This is a genomic window from Antribacter soli (assembly GCF_021568775.1).
GTDB classification, from domain to species: domain Bacteria; phylum Actinomycetota; class Actinomycetes; order Actinomycetales; family Cellulomonadaceae; genus Antribacter; species Antribacter soli.
Map to the genome: position 1 here is coordinate 127,087 of NZ_JAKGSG010000029.1, position 15,447 is coordinate 142,533.

Annotated in this window: 13 protein-coding genes and 1 pseudogene; 7 read left to right on the forward strand and 7 right to left on the reverse strand. The window is 70.1% G+C overall.

The window, feature by feature from the left end; all coding sequences use genetic code 11:
• The first annotated feature begins 36 nt into the window (after positions 1-36).
• Entirely contained in the window at positions 37-705 is a 669-nt protein-coding gene (locus L1785_RS10230) for a response regulator transcription factor (RefSeq protein WP_236089157.1), read from the forward strand.
• A complete protein-coding gene (locus L1785_RS10235) occupies positions 702-1,982 on the forward strand; it encodes a sensor histidine kinase (RefSeq protein WP_236089158.1) in 1,281 nt (426 codons plus the stop codon). The genes L1785_RS10230 and L1785_RS10235 overlap by 4 nt, the downstream gene beginning before the upstream one ends.
• On the opposite strand, the gene L1785_RS10240 is transcribed toward L1785_RS10235, so the two are convergent.
• The 6 genes from L1785_RS10240 to L1785_RS10265 form a co-directional block, all read right to left on the reverse strand.
• Positions 1,945-2,469, reverse strand: coding sequence for an SgcJ/EcaC family oxidoreductase (locus L1785_RS10240; protein ID WP_236089159.1), 525 nt, complete (start codon positions 2,467-2,469; stop codon positions 1,945-1,947). The two genes, L1785_RS10235 and L1785_RS10240, sit on opposite strands and share 38 nt — an antisense overlap.
• A 127-nt stretch (positions 2,470-2,596) precedes the next feature.
• Positions 2,597-5,182, reverse strand: coding sequence for an alpha-L-rhamnosidase (locus L1785_RS10245; RefSeq protein WP_236089160.1), 2,586 nt, complete (start codon positions 5,180-5,182; stop codon positions 2,597-2,599).
• A gap of 62 nt (positions 5,183-5,244) precedes the next feature.
• Positions 5,245-6,078, reverse strand: coding sequence for a carbohydrate ABC transporter permease (locus L1785_RS10250; RefSeq protein WP_236089161.1), 834 nt, complete (start codon positions 6,076-6,078; stop codon positions 5,245-5,247).
• Positions 6,075-6,965 carry a carbohydrate ABC transporter permease gene (locus L1785_RS10255; protein WP_236089162.1) on the reverse strand — a complete coding sequence of 297 codons (891 nt, stop codon included), beginning with the start codon at positions 6,963-6,965 and terminating at the stop codon, positions 6,075-6,077. The genes L1785_RS10250 and L1785_RS10255 overlap by 4 nt, the downstream gene beginning before the upstream one ends.
• Positions 6,965-8,269: an ABC transporter substrate-binding protein gene (locus tag L1785_RS10260; protein WP_236089163.1), complete on the reverse strand. Its 1,305-nt coding sequence runs from the start codon at positions 8,267-8,269 to the stop codon at positions 6,965-6,967. Before L1785_RS10260 ends, L1785_RS10255 begins: the two co-directional genes overlap by 1 nt.
• Positions 8,270-8,365: 96 nt before the next feature.
• Positions 8,366-9,400 carry a LacI family DNA-binding transcriptional regulator gene (locus tag L1785_RS10265; protein ID WP_236089164.1) on the reverse strand — a complete coding sequence of 345 codons (1,035 nt, stop codon included), beginning with the start codon at positions 9,398-9,400 and terminating at the stop codon, positions 8,366-8,368.
• Between the two features lie 205 nt (positions 9,401-9,605).
• On the opposite strand from L1785_RS10265, the gene L1785_RS10270 reads away from it, so the two are divergent.
• From L1785_RS10270 to L1785_RS10285, 4 genes and pseudogenes are all read left to right on the forward strand, one after another.
• On the forward strand, positions 9,606-11,003 hold the full coding sequence (locus L1785_RS10270; protein WP_236089165.1) for a family 43 glycosylhydrolase: 1,398 nt from the start codon (positions 9,606-9,608) through the stop codon (positions 11,001-11,003).
• A gap of 94 nt (positions 11,004-11,097) precedes the next feature.
• Positions 11,098-11,478 carry a GntR family transcriptional regulator gene (locus L1785_RS10275; RefSeq protein ID WP_236089166.1) on the forward strand — a complete coding sequence of 127 codons (381 nt, stop codon included), beginning with the start codon at positions 11,098-11,100 and terminating at the stop codon, positions 11,476-11,478.
• A 38-nt stretch (positions 11,479-11,516) separates the two neighbouring features.
• Positions 11,517-12,035, forward strand: a complete 519-nt coding sequence (locus L1785_RS10280) for a gamma carbonic anhydrase family protein (RefSeq protein WP_236089167.1) — start codon at positions 11,517-11,519, stop codon at positions 12,033-12,035.
• A 25-nt stretch (positions 12,036-12,060) separates the two neighbouring features.
• A pseudogene (locus tag L1785_RS10285) lies at positions 12,061-12,255 on the forward strand (GntT/GntP/DsdX family permease); the annotation flags it as partial.
• Positions 12,256-12,364: 109 nt separating this feature from the next.
• Here the strand turns inward: L1785_RS10285 and L1785_RS10290 are convergent.
• The gene (locus L1785_RS10290; RefSeq protein WP_236089168.1) at positions 12,365-14,170 is read right to left on the reverse strand and encodes a phosphatase PAP2 family protein; all 1,806 of its coding nucleotides are present in this window, start codon (positions 14,168-14,170) and stop codon (positions 12,365-12,367) included.
• A gap of 281 nt (positions 14,171-14,451) precedes the next feature.
• On the opposite strand from L1785_RS10290, the gene L1785_RS10295 reads away from it, so the two are divergent.
• On the forward strand, positions 14,452-15,435 hold the full coding sequence (locus L1785_RS10295; protein WP_283250186.1) for an ABC transporter permease: 984 nt from the start codon (positions 14,452-14,454) through the stop codon (positions 15,433-15,435).
• Positions 15,436-15,447 lie beyond the last annotated feature (12 nt).

The following is a 15,447-nucleotide window of genomic DNA, read 5'->3' on the forward strand; positions in this document are numbered from 1 at the left end:
CCACCGGGCCCCGTCGCAGACGCCTATGGTTCTCGCGTGCGAGTGCTGCTGGTGGATGACGACGAGCCGGTCGCGACGTCGTTGAGGCGCGGGCTGATCCGGTACGGGTACCAGGTCGAGTGGGTGACAACCGGTGCCGAGGCGCTGCAGGCAGATCCGGTCGACCTCGTGCTGCTGGATCTGGGGTTGCCGGACACCGACGGGCTGGATGTATGCCGGTCGTTGCGGGCGCGGGGCGACGTGCCCATCATCGTCATCAGCGCGCGCAGCGACGAGGTCGACCGCGTGGCGGGCCTGGAGCTCGGCGCCGACGACTACGTCTCCAAGCCGTTCGGGGTGCGCGAGGTGATCGCCCGGATCAGAGCGGTGATGCGGCGTGTGAGTCCCGGGCAGGGGCCGGCTGACGCGGGGCGCCACGGCAGGGTCACGATCGACCGGAGAGCGGCGCGGGTGTTCCTCGACGAGATCGAGGTGCACCTGGCCCGGAAGGAGTACGAGCTCCTCGCCTTCCTGACCGAGGAGCCGGGTGCTCTCATGACCCGGGAACAGATCATGGAGACGGTCTGGGACGCGAACTGGTTCGGTCCCACGAAGACCCTCGACGTTCACGTCTCCGCGCTGCGGCGGAAGTTCGCGGGCGCCCTGACCATCGAGGCGGTGCGGGGCGTCGGCTTCCGTCTGGTCGTCGATGCGGCCGCGTCATGATCCGGCGGCTCACCGTCAGCTACGTGGTCCTCGTCGCGGGGGCGCTCCTGGCCTTCAAGCTGCCGATCTCGGTCACGGTCGGCGCGCACCTGCGGGAGGACACCGAGGCGACCGTCCAACGAGACGCCACGACGATGGCGCTGTTGCTGGCACACGGAGACGAGGCGGCGCTCGACTCCCTGGCCGAGACGATCCGGGCCTACGAGCTCCAGACACCTGGCAGCGTGGACGTGCTCCCGTCATGGAGCGGAGGCGCCGCGTCTGACTGGACCGACGCCGCACTGGTCGTGACCGTCCCGGCGCACTCGAACGGTGCCGTGCGGATCAGCTACCCGACCAGCGCGCTGGACGAACGGGTCTGGGAGGTCTGGGGGCTGCGGGCCCTGCTGGCCGTCGGGATCCTCGCGGTGGCGGCGGGACTCGGAGCGGTGGCGGTGCGCCGGCTGACCAGCCCGCTGTCCGAGCTGCAGGCCATGGCCAGCAGGCTGAGCGACGGTGACCTGACGGCCCGCTGCACCGTCACGGGCCCGACGGAGACGCAGACGCTGGCTCGTGCGCTGAACTCCGGTGCCGAGCGCCTGGAGAGCCTGATCGGGGCCCAGCGCGTGTTCGTGGCCGACGCCTCCCACCAGCTGCGGACGCCGCTGACCGCGCTCCGGCTGTCGCTGGACAACATCGCCGACGGGGTCGACGACGAGGTGGTCCGGGAGGACGTCGAACTGGCGACCCGTGAGGTGGTCCGGATGAGCCGTCTGGTCAACGGGCTTCTCGTGCTCGCCGGCGCCGAGGCCCGGACCGGCGGCGCGGAGCCCGTGCGCCTGGCGCACGAGATCGAGCAGCGGCTCGCTCTCTGGCACCTGGAGGGTGACGAACGCGGTGTCCGTTTCCGGTTGACCGGAGCGTGGGAGGCGGAGCCGATGGTCCTGGCAGGCCCCGGGCAGGTCGAGCAGATCCTCGACAACCTGCTCTCGAACGCCCTGGCAGTCTCGCGCGAGGGGGCGACGATCACGGTCGACGTGCAGGTCGGCGACGACGCCGTCGTGCTCGAGGTGCGCGACGAGGGTCCTGGCATGACGGCCGCAGAGAAGGCACGAGCTTTCGACCGGTTCTGGCGCGGGCCGGGCCACACCGGCCAGGCCGGCTCAGGACTCGGCCTGGCGATCGTGAGGCAGCTGGTCACCGACGCCGGCGGGAGCGTCGCTCTCGACGACGCCCCCACCGGGGGTCTGACCGTGAGGATCAGCTGGCAGCCGGCAGCAGTGAGGAGTGGTGGTTGATGATCAGCCACTTGCCGCCCCGCTTCTCGTACACGAAGGTGTAGCGCGCGTCCGCAAAGGTCTGCGTGCCGTCAGCGGCCGTGAAGGTGAAGCGGTACAGGCCGGTGTCGATCGCGGTCGTCTGGTCGAGCACCTCGATGACGGAACGGGTCCGCTCCCCGCTCGGGTTCTTTGCGAGGAAGTGCTCGAAGTAGTCCACGAGCCCGTCGTGGTCCGTACGGATCTCGGGCGAGAGCGTGGGCAGCAGCACCGCGTCTGGGGCGTAGAGCGCGGCGACCTTCTCGGGGTCACCGGTCTCGACCGCGGCGTTCCACCGGTCGAAGAGCGCGTCGATCTGAGCCTCGGTCGGCTTGGCACTGCGGGTGGTCACCTGCGCGTAGCGCGCGGTGTCGACCGGCTGCGATGCGGACGCCGCAGCCGTGCCCACCGCGCCGAACGCGACGGCGGACAGAGCGGCTGATGCGACGATGACCGAAAGCTTCTTCATGGATTTCTCCCTGGTCTGGTGGATCCCGGAGCCTTCACTCTCGCAAGCGGCGGTTTAGCAGACTGCCAGCGCCGATCAAGCCGACAGCACGGACCTCGGAAACGGCGGTGGCCCCCGCCGAGCGTGCTCAGCAGCGCGCGTCCGTCCGCCAGGAACGCCGATGGAGTCCGGACGGTAGGTCCTCCGTGCCACCGGCGGGGTGCTCGAGCACGGCGGCTGCGCCGACCGGAACCCGGACCTCGACCTCCAGCGCGGATCCTGTGACGCTCCAGGCGATGGAGGCGCGGCCGTACGGGGTCTCGTGGGCAGCCTCGGCCGAGTCGAGTCCGCTCTCGACGCCGGGGCGGAACCGGATGCCACGCCATCCCGGACCGGCCGGGGCGATGCCGGCGATGGCGCGGTGCATCCAGTCCGCCACGGCTCCGAGGGCGTAGTGGTTGAACGAGGTCATCTCGCCGGGATTGACCTCGCCGTCGGGCAGCATGCTGTCCCAGCGCTCCCAGATCGTGGTCGCGCCCATGGTCACCGGATACAGCCAGGACGGGACCGAGCGCTGCCAGAGAAGCTCGACCGCCAGATCGCGGTGCCCGGTGCGGGTGAGCGCGTCGAGCAGGACGGGTGTGCCGAGGAAACCGGTCGTGAGGTGGACGTCGGCCTCACGCACGAGCTCGGCCAGGCGCTGCCCGGCGGCGGGCTCCTCCTCGGGGTCGAACAGGCCGAACATGATGGCGATCGCGTAGGCCGCCTGGGAGTCGGAGGTGAGGCGGCCGGGCCCGGTGCGGTAGCGGCCCCGGAATCCGTTGCGTGCCTGCACCGCCCGCTCGGCCAGCTCGTCCGACTCCGCTCGGCCCAGCTCGGCCGCGGTCGCGGCGAGCACGGCCGAGGAGTGCGCGTAGTAGGCCGTCGCGACCAGGTGGGGGTCGGTCAGCCCGTTCGCCGGGTCGTCCGGCGGCGCGGTGGGGTCGAGCCAGTCCCCGAGCTGGTAGCCGGCGTCCCAGACGTGGTCGTCGCCGGCGAGCCGGTGCTCGAGGTCGGTCCAGGCGCGCGCGCTCGGCCACTGGCGGCGGAGGACCTCGACGTCTCCGAAGTGCTGGAACATCGTCCAGGGGACCAGTGTCGCCGCGTCGCCCCACCCGGCCCCCGGCCGTGGGGGCGTCCACTGGTCGCCTCCGGGGATGGTGGGGACGTACCAGGGGACCGTACCGTCCGGCAGCTGTTCGGCGGCGACGTCCCGCAGCCAGGAGGTGAGCACGCCCGAGCAGTCGTAGAGGAAGCTCGCCGTCGGCGCGAACACCTGGATGTCGCCGGTCCAGCCGAGCCGCTCGTCGCGCTGCGGGCAGTCGGTGGGCAGGTCCACGAAGTTGCCCCGCATGCTCCAGACGACGTTCTCGTGCAGGCGGCTGAGCATCGGGTCGGAGCACGCGAACCAGCCGGTCCGTCGCATGTCGGTGTGCATCACCCGGGCGATGATCCCGCCGTCGACCGGCCGGTCGCCCCACCCGGTGATCTCGGCGTACCGGAAGCCGTGGATAGTGAAGCGCGGCTCCCAGGTCTCGGACACCCCACCTCGCAGGACGTACCGATCGGTGGAGGTGGCTCCGCGCAGCGGACGGGTGCACAGCTCCCCCGTCCGGTCCACGACTTCGGCATGGCGGACCTGGATCGTTTCACCGGCGTGGCCGACGACGGTCAGGCGGATGCGCCCGACGAGGTTCTGACCGAAGTCCAGGATGACGCGGCCGTCGTCGGTCCGCCGGGCGCCCAGCGGAGCGATCTCCTGGGTGCACCGGACCGGCGGTCCGGACGGGGCGACGATCCTGTCGAAGTCGAAGTCGCGCTTGGCGACCGGTGTCCAGTCGACGCCCGTGAAGCCGGCCTCCGACCAGCCCGGAATCTCGTCCCGGGCGTCGTAGGTCTCCCCTTCCAGCAGCCCCGACCACTGGGCAGGGCTCGGAGCGGCCTGCCATTCGGGGCCGGTCGCGATGACGGTGCGGCTCGCGTCGGCATGCGTCACCTCGAGCTGTGCCACCAGGGCGGTCGTCTCGCCGTACACGTTGACGTGCCCGCCACCGAACCCCAGCCGGCCGCGAAACCAGCCGTCGGCCAGGTGCGCACCGAGCGCGTTGGGTCCTTCTCGCACCAGGTCGGTGACGTCGTAGGTGTAGTAGCGGATCCGGTGGCCGTAGCTCGTCCATCCGGGACCGAGCTCGTCGTCCCCGACGCGCACGCCGTTGATCTCGGCCTGATAGAGACCGTGCGCGGTGACGTACAGCCGGGCCGACACCGCCGGGGAGTCGAGGTGGAACTCGCTGCGCAGCAGGGCGGGCCTGCGCTGCGACTCCGGATCCTCGTCCCAGGCCGGGCCGATGGCGACCGCCTGCCAGTCGGTCGGCTCGAACAACCCGGCCTCCACCCTGGCGGGCGGGCTCCAGGGGCTCGCCTCGCCGTCGGCGCCCCAGACTCGAACGCGCACGGTGGCGCTCTCGCGCGAGCGAAGTGGTTCGAAGGGCCAGTCGACGAGCACCGACCCGGCGCCGTCCACCGTCCTGGTCCGCCGTCGGCCGTCGAGCTCCAGCTCCAGCTCGGCGCGGAGCTGGCGCCACCCGTGCGGGGCACGGCTGACGATCCAGCTCATGCGCGGCGCGTTCTCGCCGATGCCGATCGCCTCGCGGTGGTGTTCGAGCGTCGGGGCGTCGACGACGGCGTGCGTCAAGGGTGCGGTCTCCTGTCGGGGTTGCGGAACCTGAGTGGTAAGGGCTTGGTCCGGATCGGGGCTCATCCCTTGACCGATCCGGCGGTCAAGCCCTTCATGACCCTCTGGTTGAGGAACAGGTACAACAGGAGGGTGCCGATCACGTTGGTGCAGATCGCCGCAAACAGCGGCCCGTAGGCGGTCTGGCCGAACTCACCGGTGAAGCTCAGCAGTCCGGCTTGAACCGTGCGCAGGTCGTCGCTGATCGTGAAGGTCAGCGCGATGAGCAGGTCGTTCCAGATGAAGAAGAACTGCACGAGCGCGACGGTGAAGACCGCGTTGCGCACCATCGGGAACCCGACCGACCAGAAGGCCCGGAGCATGCCGGCGCCGTCGAGCGTCGCGGCCTCGAAGACCTCGTGGGGGACCGAACGGAAGTAGGTGGCCATCATGAACACCGTCAACGGCAACCCGGTCGCGGTGTAGGTGATGATGAGCGGCCACAGCGTCCCTGCGAGCCCGAGCTCGAAATAGGTCGTGAACAGCGGCAACAGGATCATCTGCCACGGGACCATGATCCCGGCCAGGAACAGCAGCAGCACCGTCTGGCGGCCCTTCCACACCAGCACCTCCAGCGCGAAGGCGGCCGCGACGCCGAGCGCGATGATCAACGCCAACGACGGGACGACGGCCAAGAGGCTGTTGCGCACGTAGATCGCGAGGTTGCCCTGCGTCCAGGCCTCGATGTAGTTGCCGAAGTTCAGCTGCGACGGCAGCGCCCAGCTCGGTTCGGACAAGAACTCGTTCTGGGTCTTGAACGACCCGAGCAGGAGCCAGACCAGCGGGTAGATCTCGACCACGAGCAGGACCGCGATCGCGACGCGCAACGGCAGTCGCCGGAGGAACCGTGTGGTCATCGATCAGTCCCCGAGACGTCCCGCCGCGAGGAGCGGAAGATCAGCAGGGTGACACCCAGGCTCAGCACGGTCAGCAGCAACGCGATCGTGCTGCCGTACCCGTACTCGCCGTACGAGAACGACGTCCGGAACATGTAGAGCGTCAGCGGCGTGGTCGCATCTCCCGGCCCGCCGTTGGTCAGCGCCACGATGGAGTCGAAGACCTTGAGCGTGCCGTTGATGCTGAAGATCAGCGCCGCAAGCAGGACCGGCATCGACAGCGGGACCACGATGCGCCAGACCATCTGCCAGCCGGTCGCACCGTCCAGCCGAGCCGCGGCGATGATGTCGTCGGGGATCTCGACCAGCCCCGCGTACAGCAGCACCGCGTAGAACCCCATCGACCGCCAGATGTCCATGGCCGCCAGGACCCAGAAGGCGGTGTCGGCGCTCCCGAGCCAGTCGACGCTGGCGATCCCGACCAGGTTCAGCAGCTCGTTGACCAGCCCGTTCTGGGGGGCGATGGCGAACAGCTGCTGGAACAGGAGGCCGACGGCGACCGTGGGCAGCACGATCGGGAAGAACACGAGCGTGCGGATGAGACTCGAGGCCTTGCGCAGTGCGAACACGTACAGCAGCGCCAGCAGGTACCCCAGGAGCACCTGTCCGATCGTGATGACGACGGCGTAGCGGACGGTGAACCACAGGGAGTCGAGGATCCGGGGGTCGTTCCACAGGGTCGTGAAGTTCTCGAAGCCGACGGCGTCGAAGCCGAACAGGGCGTTCCCCTCGAAGAACGTCAGCCCCAGCGACCACAGGACCGGCACGAGCATCACGAGCGTGTACACCGCCAGTGCCGGTCCCAGGAGGATGATGACCGCCCTGCGATCACCCAGGACGTTGTGCATTACTTGTCCGCGTCGAGGTCTGCCTGGACCATCGCCATGAAGTCTTCGGCGCTGATCGACCCGGACACCAGCGGCGCGGCGTTCTGCTGGCTCGTCGTGGTGGCCTTGGCGCCGAACAGCGCCTCGAACCAGAGCGTGGTCTCGGTGGTCGCGGCGATCGTGTCCTGGACGGACTGCGTCAGCGCCGGCACCTCGACGGCCTCGTCGCCCACCGTGAACCCGGAGATCGTGCCCTGGTCGCCGAGCGAGGTGGCACCGTAGTTCTCCGCGATGCAGGAGAGCCAGGCGCCCGTCTCGTCGGTGTAGGCCTCGGCCGACACGGCGATCGGCAGTCCCACGTTGGCCGGGACCTGGTCGGCGGAGCCGGCGCCACCGGCGACCTCGGGGAGCGGGAAGAAGCCGATGTTCTCGGCGCCGATCTGGTTCTGCGCCGGGTCGTTGAACGCGCCGAGCGCCCACGAACCCATGTAGAACATGCCGGCGCTGCCGGTCAGGAACTGGGAGACCGCGGTGTCGTAGTCGATCGAACCGACGCCCTGACCGAAGTAGCCGGACGCACCGAGGTCGGCGACCGCCTGCGCTGCTTCCACGTACTCCGGATCGGTCAGCTTCGCCCCGCCGTCGGCGACCTTCTCGAGCGCGTCGGGGCCGAGCGAGCGGTAGACGTAGCCGCTGATGAGCCGGGTGATCGGCCAGCCCTGTTCGCCCGACGCCGAGAGCGGGGTGACGCCGGCCTCCTGGAGCAGCGCGGCAGCCTCCGTGAGCTCGTCCCAGGTCTGGGGCACCTCGATGCCGTTGTCGGCGAAGAGCTGCTTGTTGTACCAGACGCCCTCGATGTTGAACTGGTAGGGCAGGACGATGAAGCCGCCGTACAGGTTCTCGATCGTCGAGAGCGCGGCCGGCTCGATGTCGTCGATGACGCCGAGCTCGGTCAGGGTCGCTTCCAGGTCGAGCGTGTGACCGGCCTCGTCGAGGTCCTTCGTGACGGCGGGCGAACCGCTGGCGGCGAACTGCGCCGGCAGGGCGTCCTGGCCACCAAGGAGCTGGAGCTGCTGGTCCAGGCCTGACTGGGGCACCGTCTCGATCTCCAGGGGCAGCGCCTCGTTCGCCTCGGTGCACGCTCCCGCGCTGAGCGAGGTGAGGGCGTCCTGGACGATCTGGTTGTCATCGTTGACGAGCAGACCGAAGGTGTTGTCCCCTCCGGTGGAGCTGCCGCCGGCACAGGCCGCGAGCAGGGCGATCACCGAGACGGACGCCGCGACGGGGATCAGGCGACGGGCACGGGGCAGGGATGGGGCGTCCACAATGTTTCCTCCTTGAAACTGCAGGATCGCGCCGATTTAAGCGCTTCAATCGCGGACCATACTGACGCCGATCTCGCAGTGTCAACCGTTGCCCCGTCAGACCCCGAGCGGCGCGACCGCCGTACTCGCCCGAACCACCAGGCCGGGCCGGACCGTCACGGTTCGATGGCGATGCTCGCCGGCGGGGGCGTTCATCTCCTCCAGCAGGAGCTCGGCCGCAGCCTGCCCCATCCTGACGCCCTCCAGCTGGACGGCGGTCAGGGCCACCGGACCGCTGCGGGCCGAGCGGTTGTCCTCGCATCCGACGATGCTGATGTCGCCGGGGACCTCGGCGACGAAGGCCGTGTGGAGCCCCTCGGCGATGCCGTTGGCGATGTCGTCGGTGACCGCGACGATCCCGTCCGGCCGCTGACCGGGGGGCCGCTCACCCAGGGCGCGCGCGACCGCCAGGCCGTCCTCGAAGTCCAGGCCGCCGGTGTCGATCTCCTCGAGCCTCGCTCCCCCGGCCTCGCGCACCGCCCGTTGCACGCCGACACGGCGGGCGTGCACCGGCTGGTAGTAGTCGCGGCCCGCCACGAAGCCGATCCGCTTGCGCCCCGTCTCGATGAGGTGCCGCGCCGCGAGGTACCCGACCTCCTCGTTGTCGACCAGGACGGTGCAGCAGTCGATCCCATCCTGGTCGTAGTTGAGCAGCACCATCGGCCGGCCGTGCGAGCGCATCCGTTCGATCCCCGCCAGGGAGTCTTCCATCGGCGACAGCAGGACCCCCCCGACCCTCGCCTCGTCGAAGAGGCGCAGATAGTCGTCCTGTCGGGTCAGGTCGCACGCGGCGTTCCCGAGCAGGAGGCGCAGCCCGACGGCGTCGACGCCGCGCTGGGCGCCATGGGCCATGTCGACGAACAGCGAGTTGTCCAGGTCGGCCAGCACCATGCCGATCGAGCTGGTCGTGCCGGTGGCGAGGGACCTGGCCGCGTCGTTGCGCACGAACCCCAGCTCGGCGATGGCCGCCCGGACCTGCTCGGCCGTCGCCTCGGAGACCTTCTCGGGACGATTGATGACGTTGGAGACCGTCGCGATGGACACGCCCGCAAATCGCGCGACGTCCAGCATGCTCGGATTGGTCTTCTTCACCTTCGCCGGCACCTGTCCACCCCCTCGAACTTCGATGCATCCGAGGATAGCCGCCGCCCGCCTCGATCATTCGACGCGTCGGCCCCTCCCGCGCGTCACCCTCCGGTCCTCGCCGAGACACCCTTGTTTAAGCGCTTAAAAGATTGCTAGGCTCCCGTCGCCCGCGCATGTCCCACCATGCGCACCCCACGACAAAGGAGTCGAGATGCCACACCTCCGGCGACCCCGACGCGGCCGGCTGGCCGCCCTCGGAGCCGCGCTCGCATTCATGGTCGGCTCGCTGCTGGCTTCTCCCGCCACGGCCCTCGAAGGCCAGACCCGGTTGCACGACCCGAGCATCATCAAGGTCAACGGCTGCTACTACGCCTACACGACCGGGTTCGAGAACGACCCGGCCAACCCCAGCGGGTCGATCATGGTCTACCGCACCTGCCAGTCCACTCCGGCCGGCGGCTGGCAGAAGGTCGGCAACGTCTGGGAGTCCACGCCCGCCTGGGTCACCCAGGCGCACGGGGGAACGACGCCGCCGAACATCTGGGCCCCCGACATCAACTACTTCGACGGCGAGTACCACCTCTACTACGGCACCGCGATCTGGGGCGTCGACCACGCGGCGATGGGCCTCCTGACTGCCCCCAGCCCGACGGGTCCCTGGACCGACCGGGGCATGGTCACGGACGTGAACTACCCGATCGACCCCGACGTCGTCCGCGGCGAGGACGGACGCATGTACCTGGCCTGGGGTTCCTTCGGCGGCATCTACCTGCACGTGCTCGACGAGTCCACCGGCAAGCTCTCGACCACCGACCACAACCTCTGGCACCTCGCCACGCACATGGAGGGCGCCTCGATCGTCCAGGACGGTGGGTACTTCTATCTGCTGGCGCCGACCGGGACCTGCTGCAACGGCACCAGCAGCGGCTACAACACGGTCGTCGGCCGCGCCATCTCGGTGACCGGGCCGTACGTCGACCAGAGCGGACGGAACCTGGTCGACGGGAGCACGACCGTGATCCTGCGCGGCGCCTGGCCACGCGTGGCTGCCGGAGGCGGCGACGTCTACACCGACGGCACCGACCGCTACCTCGCCTACCACTACTACGACGCGGACAACGGCGGCCGGGAGACGCTCGACATCCGTCAGCTGAGCTTCACGGGCGGCTGGCCGATCCTCGAGGCACCCCTGGGCAAGTCGGCCGTCGTCCTGCAGACAAGGCACTCCCAGCTGTGCGCGGACGTCTGGTTCGCGAGCACCACGGCCGGAGCCGAGGTGCGTCAGGGCAGCTGCAACGGCGGCGGCAACCAGCTCTGGCAGACCAGCCGTGGCGGCAACACCTACGAGTTCCGGGCGGCGCACTCCGGCCAGTGCCTGGAGATCGCCGGCTACTCGACCACGCAGGGCGCGACCGCCAACCAGTGGACCTGCAACGGCGGCAACAACCAGAAGTGGGAGCGGATCCCGGTCATCGGCGCCTATTCGATGCTCCGCAACGTCGCCACCGGCCAGTGCCTCGAGGTCTTCGGCAACAACACCGCCAGCGGCACCGTCCTCAGCCAGTGGCCCTGCAACGGCGGGAACAACCAGCTCTGGCTCATGGACTGAGCGGTACAGGGAACTCGTCCACGGAGCACCGCGAACCGCGACGGGCCGGTCGCGGTTCGCGGTGCGCCAGAGACGAGCCGCGTAACGTGTGCACATGAGCGTTCCCGCCGTCGCGCCCGATCTGGCCGTCGACCCGGCGTCGTCCGTCCCGCCGTACGAGCAGGTACGCGTCCAGCTCGCGCAGCAGATGGCCGACCGCACGCTGCCGGTCGGGACAAGGCTGCCCACTGTGCGGGCGCTGGCCGCCGGCCTCGGGCTGGCCGTGAACACGGTGGCCCGCGTGTATCGCGAGCTGGAGGCGGCCGGGCTCGTGGAGACCCGGGGCAGGAACGGCACGTTCGTCAGCGCCGCGGGCGACCACCGGCTGGAACGGGCGCACGAGGCCGCCGAGCAGTACGCGGCGTCGGTCCGGGCCCTCGGCCTCGAGCGGGACGAGGCGCTACGGATCGTGACGGCGGCGCTCCGATCGCGCTGAGCGCGGATGCCCGAGGCCGGCCGCATAGGGTGCGGTCCATGGCAACGGTGCTTCCCTTTGATGGTCATGAGCCCCAGATCGACCCCACGGCATGGCTCGCCCCGACGGCGACGATCGTCGGCCGCGTGCGCATCGGCCCGAACGCCAGCGTCTTCTACGGCGCGGTGCTGCGCGGCGACATGGACGAGATCGTGCTCGGCGAGGGCAGCAACATCCAGGACAACTGCGTGGTGCACACCGACGTGGGCATCCCGACGTCCATCGGCGCGGGCGTCGGGGTGGGACACGGCGCGATCGTCCACGGCGCGACGGTCGAGGACGGCTGCCTCATCGGCATGGGCGCCACCCTCCTGAACGGCTCGGTCGTCCGCTCCGGCGCGTTCGTCGCCGCCGGGGCGCTCGTGCGCGAGGGCCAGGAGATCCCGGCCGGGTCGCTCGCCGTCGGCGTGCCGGCGCAGGTCCGCGGCGAGCTGGACGACGCCGGCCGGGAGCGCGTCCGGCAGAACGCGATCGCCTACCAGGAGCTGGCGCAGCGCCACCGCCGGTCGGTCGGGTGACCAGGCGGGCGTAAGGCCCTCGCGTCAGGTTGCTCTCATCACGCCGGCCATCGGCTTCGGCGGGCTCGGCCTGTCCCACACCAACGACTCGGGCTTCTGGATCGTGACCAAGTACCTCGGCCTGTCCGTCTCGGACGGCCTGAAGACGTGGACCGTGCTCACCACGATCTGCGGGCTCGCAGGCTTCCTGGCCACCTGGCTGCTCTTCGCGCTCGCGTGAGGCGACGCGGGTAGCGCCTCGTCGGCGCGAAGGCCCCGGTGACGACCGTCACCGGGGCCTTCCGTGGTCGGCTGCGTTGTCACCTCCCGGCGGCTCGCCCTGAGGCCCGTCAGAGCTCGACGGTGACGCTGTTCCCTCGGTAGGAGGCCTGGGCCGGGCGGCCATCGACCAGCACCTGGGCGAGCTCGCCTGTCACACCGCCCGCGCGCAGGACCGTGTAGCGGCCACCCCGCCGGCCGTCACCGGTCAGCTCGAGAGTCGTACCGGGAGCAATCGCGACGGCGCCCTTGACCTCGACCGTCGTCGTGAGGCTCGAGCGCAGGGTCGTCCCAGGCTCCAGGGTCAGCGCGCCGCGACCCAGGCTGTCGGCCGAGCCGGCCACCAGCGTGCCACCCCGGACCACGGTGCCACCGCGGTAGGAGTTGCAGCCGGCGAGCGTGAGCGTGCCCGTTCCGGTCTTGACCAGGCCGCCTGCGCCGGCGATGTCGTTGCGCCAGGTGTCGTCGGCAGCGAGGCCGCCCCGCGCCGTGTCGAGCTCGACGGTGACGCTCCGGTCGAACCGGGCGTACCCGTCGGCGGCTGCGAAGAGGTTGAGGCGTCCCCACTGCTCAGGCCCGTCGAGGAGCGGGTAGCCGGACGGCAGCGCCGTCGTGCGCAGGACGTCGCGCACCTGGGCCGGGGACAGGTACGGGAAGCGCGTCTCGAGCAGGACCTCCGCGCCCTTCGGCACCTCGAGATCCGCGGAGTGCCCGCCCTGGCGACGCAGTGTGTAGGTCAGCGACGTCGTGACCAGCTCCCGGTTGGCAGCCCGGTCGCCGTACTGGTCCGCGCCGGTGTGTGCGGCGGTGTACAGGTCGCTTGTCCCGGTGACCGAGGTGAAGTACTCGACGGCGCGGGCGCGGGCCCCGCTCTTCAGCCCGGCGTTGGCGGGGTCGGCCAGGATCGCCGCGGCGAGCGCGGTCGCGAGGATCCGGCCACCGATGACATCCACCGGCGAGTGCATGCCGGCGATGATCCGGCTGTCGCCGAGCTCGGCCGCCGCGGCCAGCAGCTCGGAGAAGCGCTCGGGAACTGCGTAGGCGTAGGCGAGCGCGGCGAGCCAGGCGGCATTGGCGTGACCGCTCGGGAAGCCGCCGTCCGACGCCGGGTCGGCGCTGCGCTGCCGGAGCAGCTGCGGAGCGACGACCACGCCGGACTGGTAGACCGGGAAGCCGAGCTCGTCCACCAGGCCCGTGTCGACGACCGTGCTGTCGTCGGTGAGCCGCCAGGGGCGCGGGTACTGGAACGCGAACTTCGAGGGGTTGCTCGAGGAGAAAGAGCCCCGAACGGTGTTCACGAGCTGGACGATCTCGCCGAGCTCGGAGGTGGCCGAGCCCGCACCGATCGCCGACCCCGCGGGTGCGCCGGCGGGCACCGCGTCGTCGATCTTGGTGGGCGGGGTCCCGTCCGGGGCGGTGACGATCGAGGTGACGGCGCGGGCGCCCGTCCGGTACGCGTCGGCGAGCGGGCCGAGACCGGCGATCAACGAGTAGCTCTGGTGCCTCCGGTCGGAGATGAAGGCCTGCTTCGCCTGGTCGGCGGTGCGCCGCCGCGTCGCGTCGACGACGTACTGGACGTTCTCCCGCATCACCTTCGGGGCAAGGACGACGCCGGTGTTCCACTCCGCGCCGGTCTGCCACAGCTCCGACACTCCGGACAGCACCCGCACCGCGGCGTTGGTCTCCGCGGTCAGGTTGGCCGTGACGTTCGTCCTGTACCAGTCGACGAACGGCACCAGAGCCAGGGTGGCGGTGGCCGGGACCGCGGCGCTCGCCGAGGCGGGCAGGCCGACGCCGGTCGGTGCGACGACGAGAGCGCCGACGCCGAAGGCGGCGCCGCGCAGGAAGTCTCGTCTGTTGAGAGAGGGCTGCTTCATGCGCAGATTGTCCCGGAACGCCGGGGCCCGTTCGTGAACGCCCGACGAACGCGGCACGACGGCGGGTCGACGAGACGGGTGCGCCACTGCCCCGACGTCCGCCCAGCTCTCGGCGCCTCGATCACGCCGACCGGCCCGCAAAGGTGGTTGTGGATGCTCCGGGCAACGTGCTACGTTCGCGCTCGGTAACCGGTTTCCCGGCGGCGACGACGCCGTGATCAGGGGCGGGCTCACGAGGAGGCGACGATGCCGATGCTGACCGCGAACGCTTCGGCGGTGCGATGAGCAGCGCCTCGACGGTGCCGGTGACCGAGGTCGCAGAGGCAGGCGACGTCGTCACGCCGCGGGACGGCAGGCCCCCGAACGCGCCCAAGAACGCCTTCTGGAAGCACCGGTCGCTGTACCTGATGATCCTGCCGGGGGTCGCGTACTTCCTCGTCTTCAAGTACCTGCCCATGGGCGGGCTGGTCATCGCTTTCCAGAACTACCTGCCGTTCCTGGGCTTCACCGGAAGCGAGTGGGTCGGCCTCGACCACTTCGTGCGGCTGTTCACCGAGGACACGTTCTTCGTCCTCCTGCGCAACACCCTCGTCATCTCCGCACTGCTGCTGCTCTTCGCCTTCCCGATGCCGATCGTCCTGGCGCTGCTGCTCAACGAGGTGCGCACCCGGTTCTTCAAGAAGACCGTCCAGACGATCGTCTACCTGCCCCACTTCATGTCGTGGGTCATCATCGTCTCGATCTTCTACGTGATGCTCTCGATCGACGGCGGCAGCATCAACAACCTGATCGTGGCCTCGGGAGGCGAGGCGATCCCGTTCCTCACGGACCCCGACTGGCTACGGCCGATGTACGTGTTCCAGGAGATCTGGCGCGGCACCGGGTGGGGCACCATCGTCTACCTGGCCGCCATCACGGCCGTCGACGAACAGCTCTACGAGGCCGCCGAGCTCGACGGCGCCGGGCGCCTGCGGCAGACCTGGCACATCACGCTGCCGGCGATCCGGCCGACCATCATCGTCATGCTCATCCTCAGCATCGGCGACATCATGGAGCTCGGCTTCGAACACATGTTCCTGGTGATGAACTCGCTCAACCGCGAGGTCGCCGAGATCTTCGACACCTACGTGTACACCGCGGGCATCCAGAACGGTCAGCTCGGCTACGCCGCTGCGGTCGGCCTGTTCAAGGGGCTCGTCGGGCTGATCCTCGTCGTGCTCGCCAACCGCTCCGCCAAGAAGTTCGGCGAAGAAGGCGTCTACTGATCCGCTCGGCAC

Excerpts from the sequence above, each read along its gene's own strand:
- L1785_RS10295 (WP_283250186.1), top strand. The coding sequence starts at position 14,452 with ATGAGCAGCGCCTCGACGGTGCCGGTGACCGAGGTCGCAGAGGCAGGC.
- L1785_RS10275 (WP_236089166.1), top strand. The coding sequence starts at position 11,098 with ATGAGCGTTCCCGCCGTCGCGCCCGATCTGGCCGTCGACCCGGCGTCG.
- L1785_RS10255 (WP_236089162.1), bottom strand. The coding sequence starts at position 6,965 with ATGCACAACGTCCTGGGTGATCGCAGGGCGGTCATCATCCTCCTGGGA.
- L1785_RS10290 (WP_236089168.1), bottom strand. The coding sequence starts at position 14,170 with ATGAAGCAGCCCTCTCTCAACAGACGAGACTTCCTGCGCGGCGCCGCC.
- L1785_RS10235 (WP_236089158.1), top strand. The coding sequence starts at position 702 with ATGATCCGGCGGCTCACCGTCAGCTACGTGGTCCTCGTCGCGGGGGCG.
- L1785_RS10280 (WP_236089167.1), top strand. The coding sequence starts at position 11,517 with ATGGCAACGGTGCTTCCCTTTGATGGTCATGAGCCCCAGATCGACCCC.
- L1785_RS10240 (WP_236089159.1), bottom strand. The coding sequence starts at position 2,469 with ATGAAGAAGCTTTCGGTCATCGTCGCATCAGCCGCTCTGTCCGCCGTC.
- L1785_RS10270 (WP_236089165.1), top strand. The coding sequence starts at position 9,606 with ATGCCACACCTCCGGCGACCCCGACGCGGCCGGCTGGCCGCCCTCGGA.
- L1785_RS10250 (WP_236089161.1), bottom strand. The coding sequence starts at position 6,078 with ATGACCACACGGTTCCTCCGGCGACTGCCGTTGCGCGTCGCGATCGCG.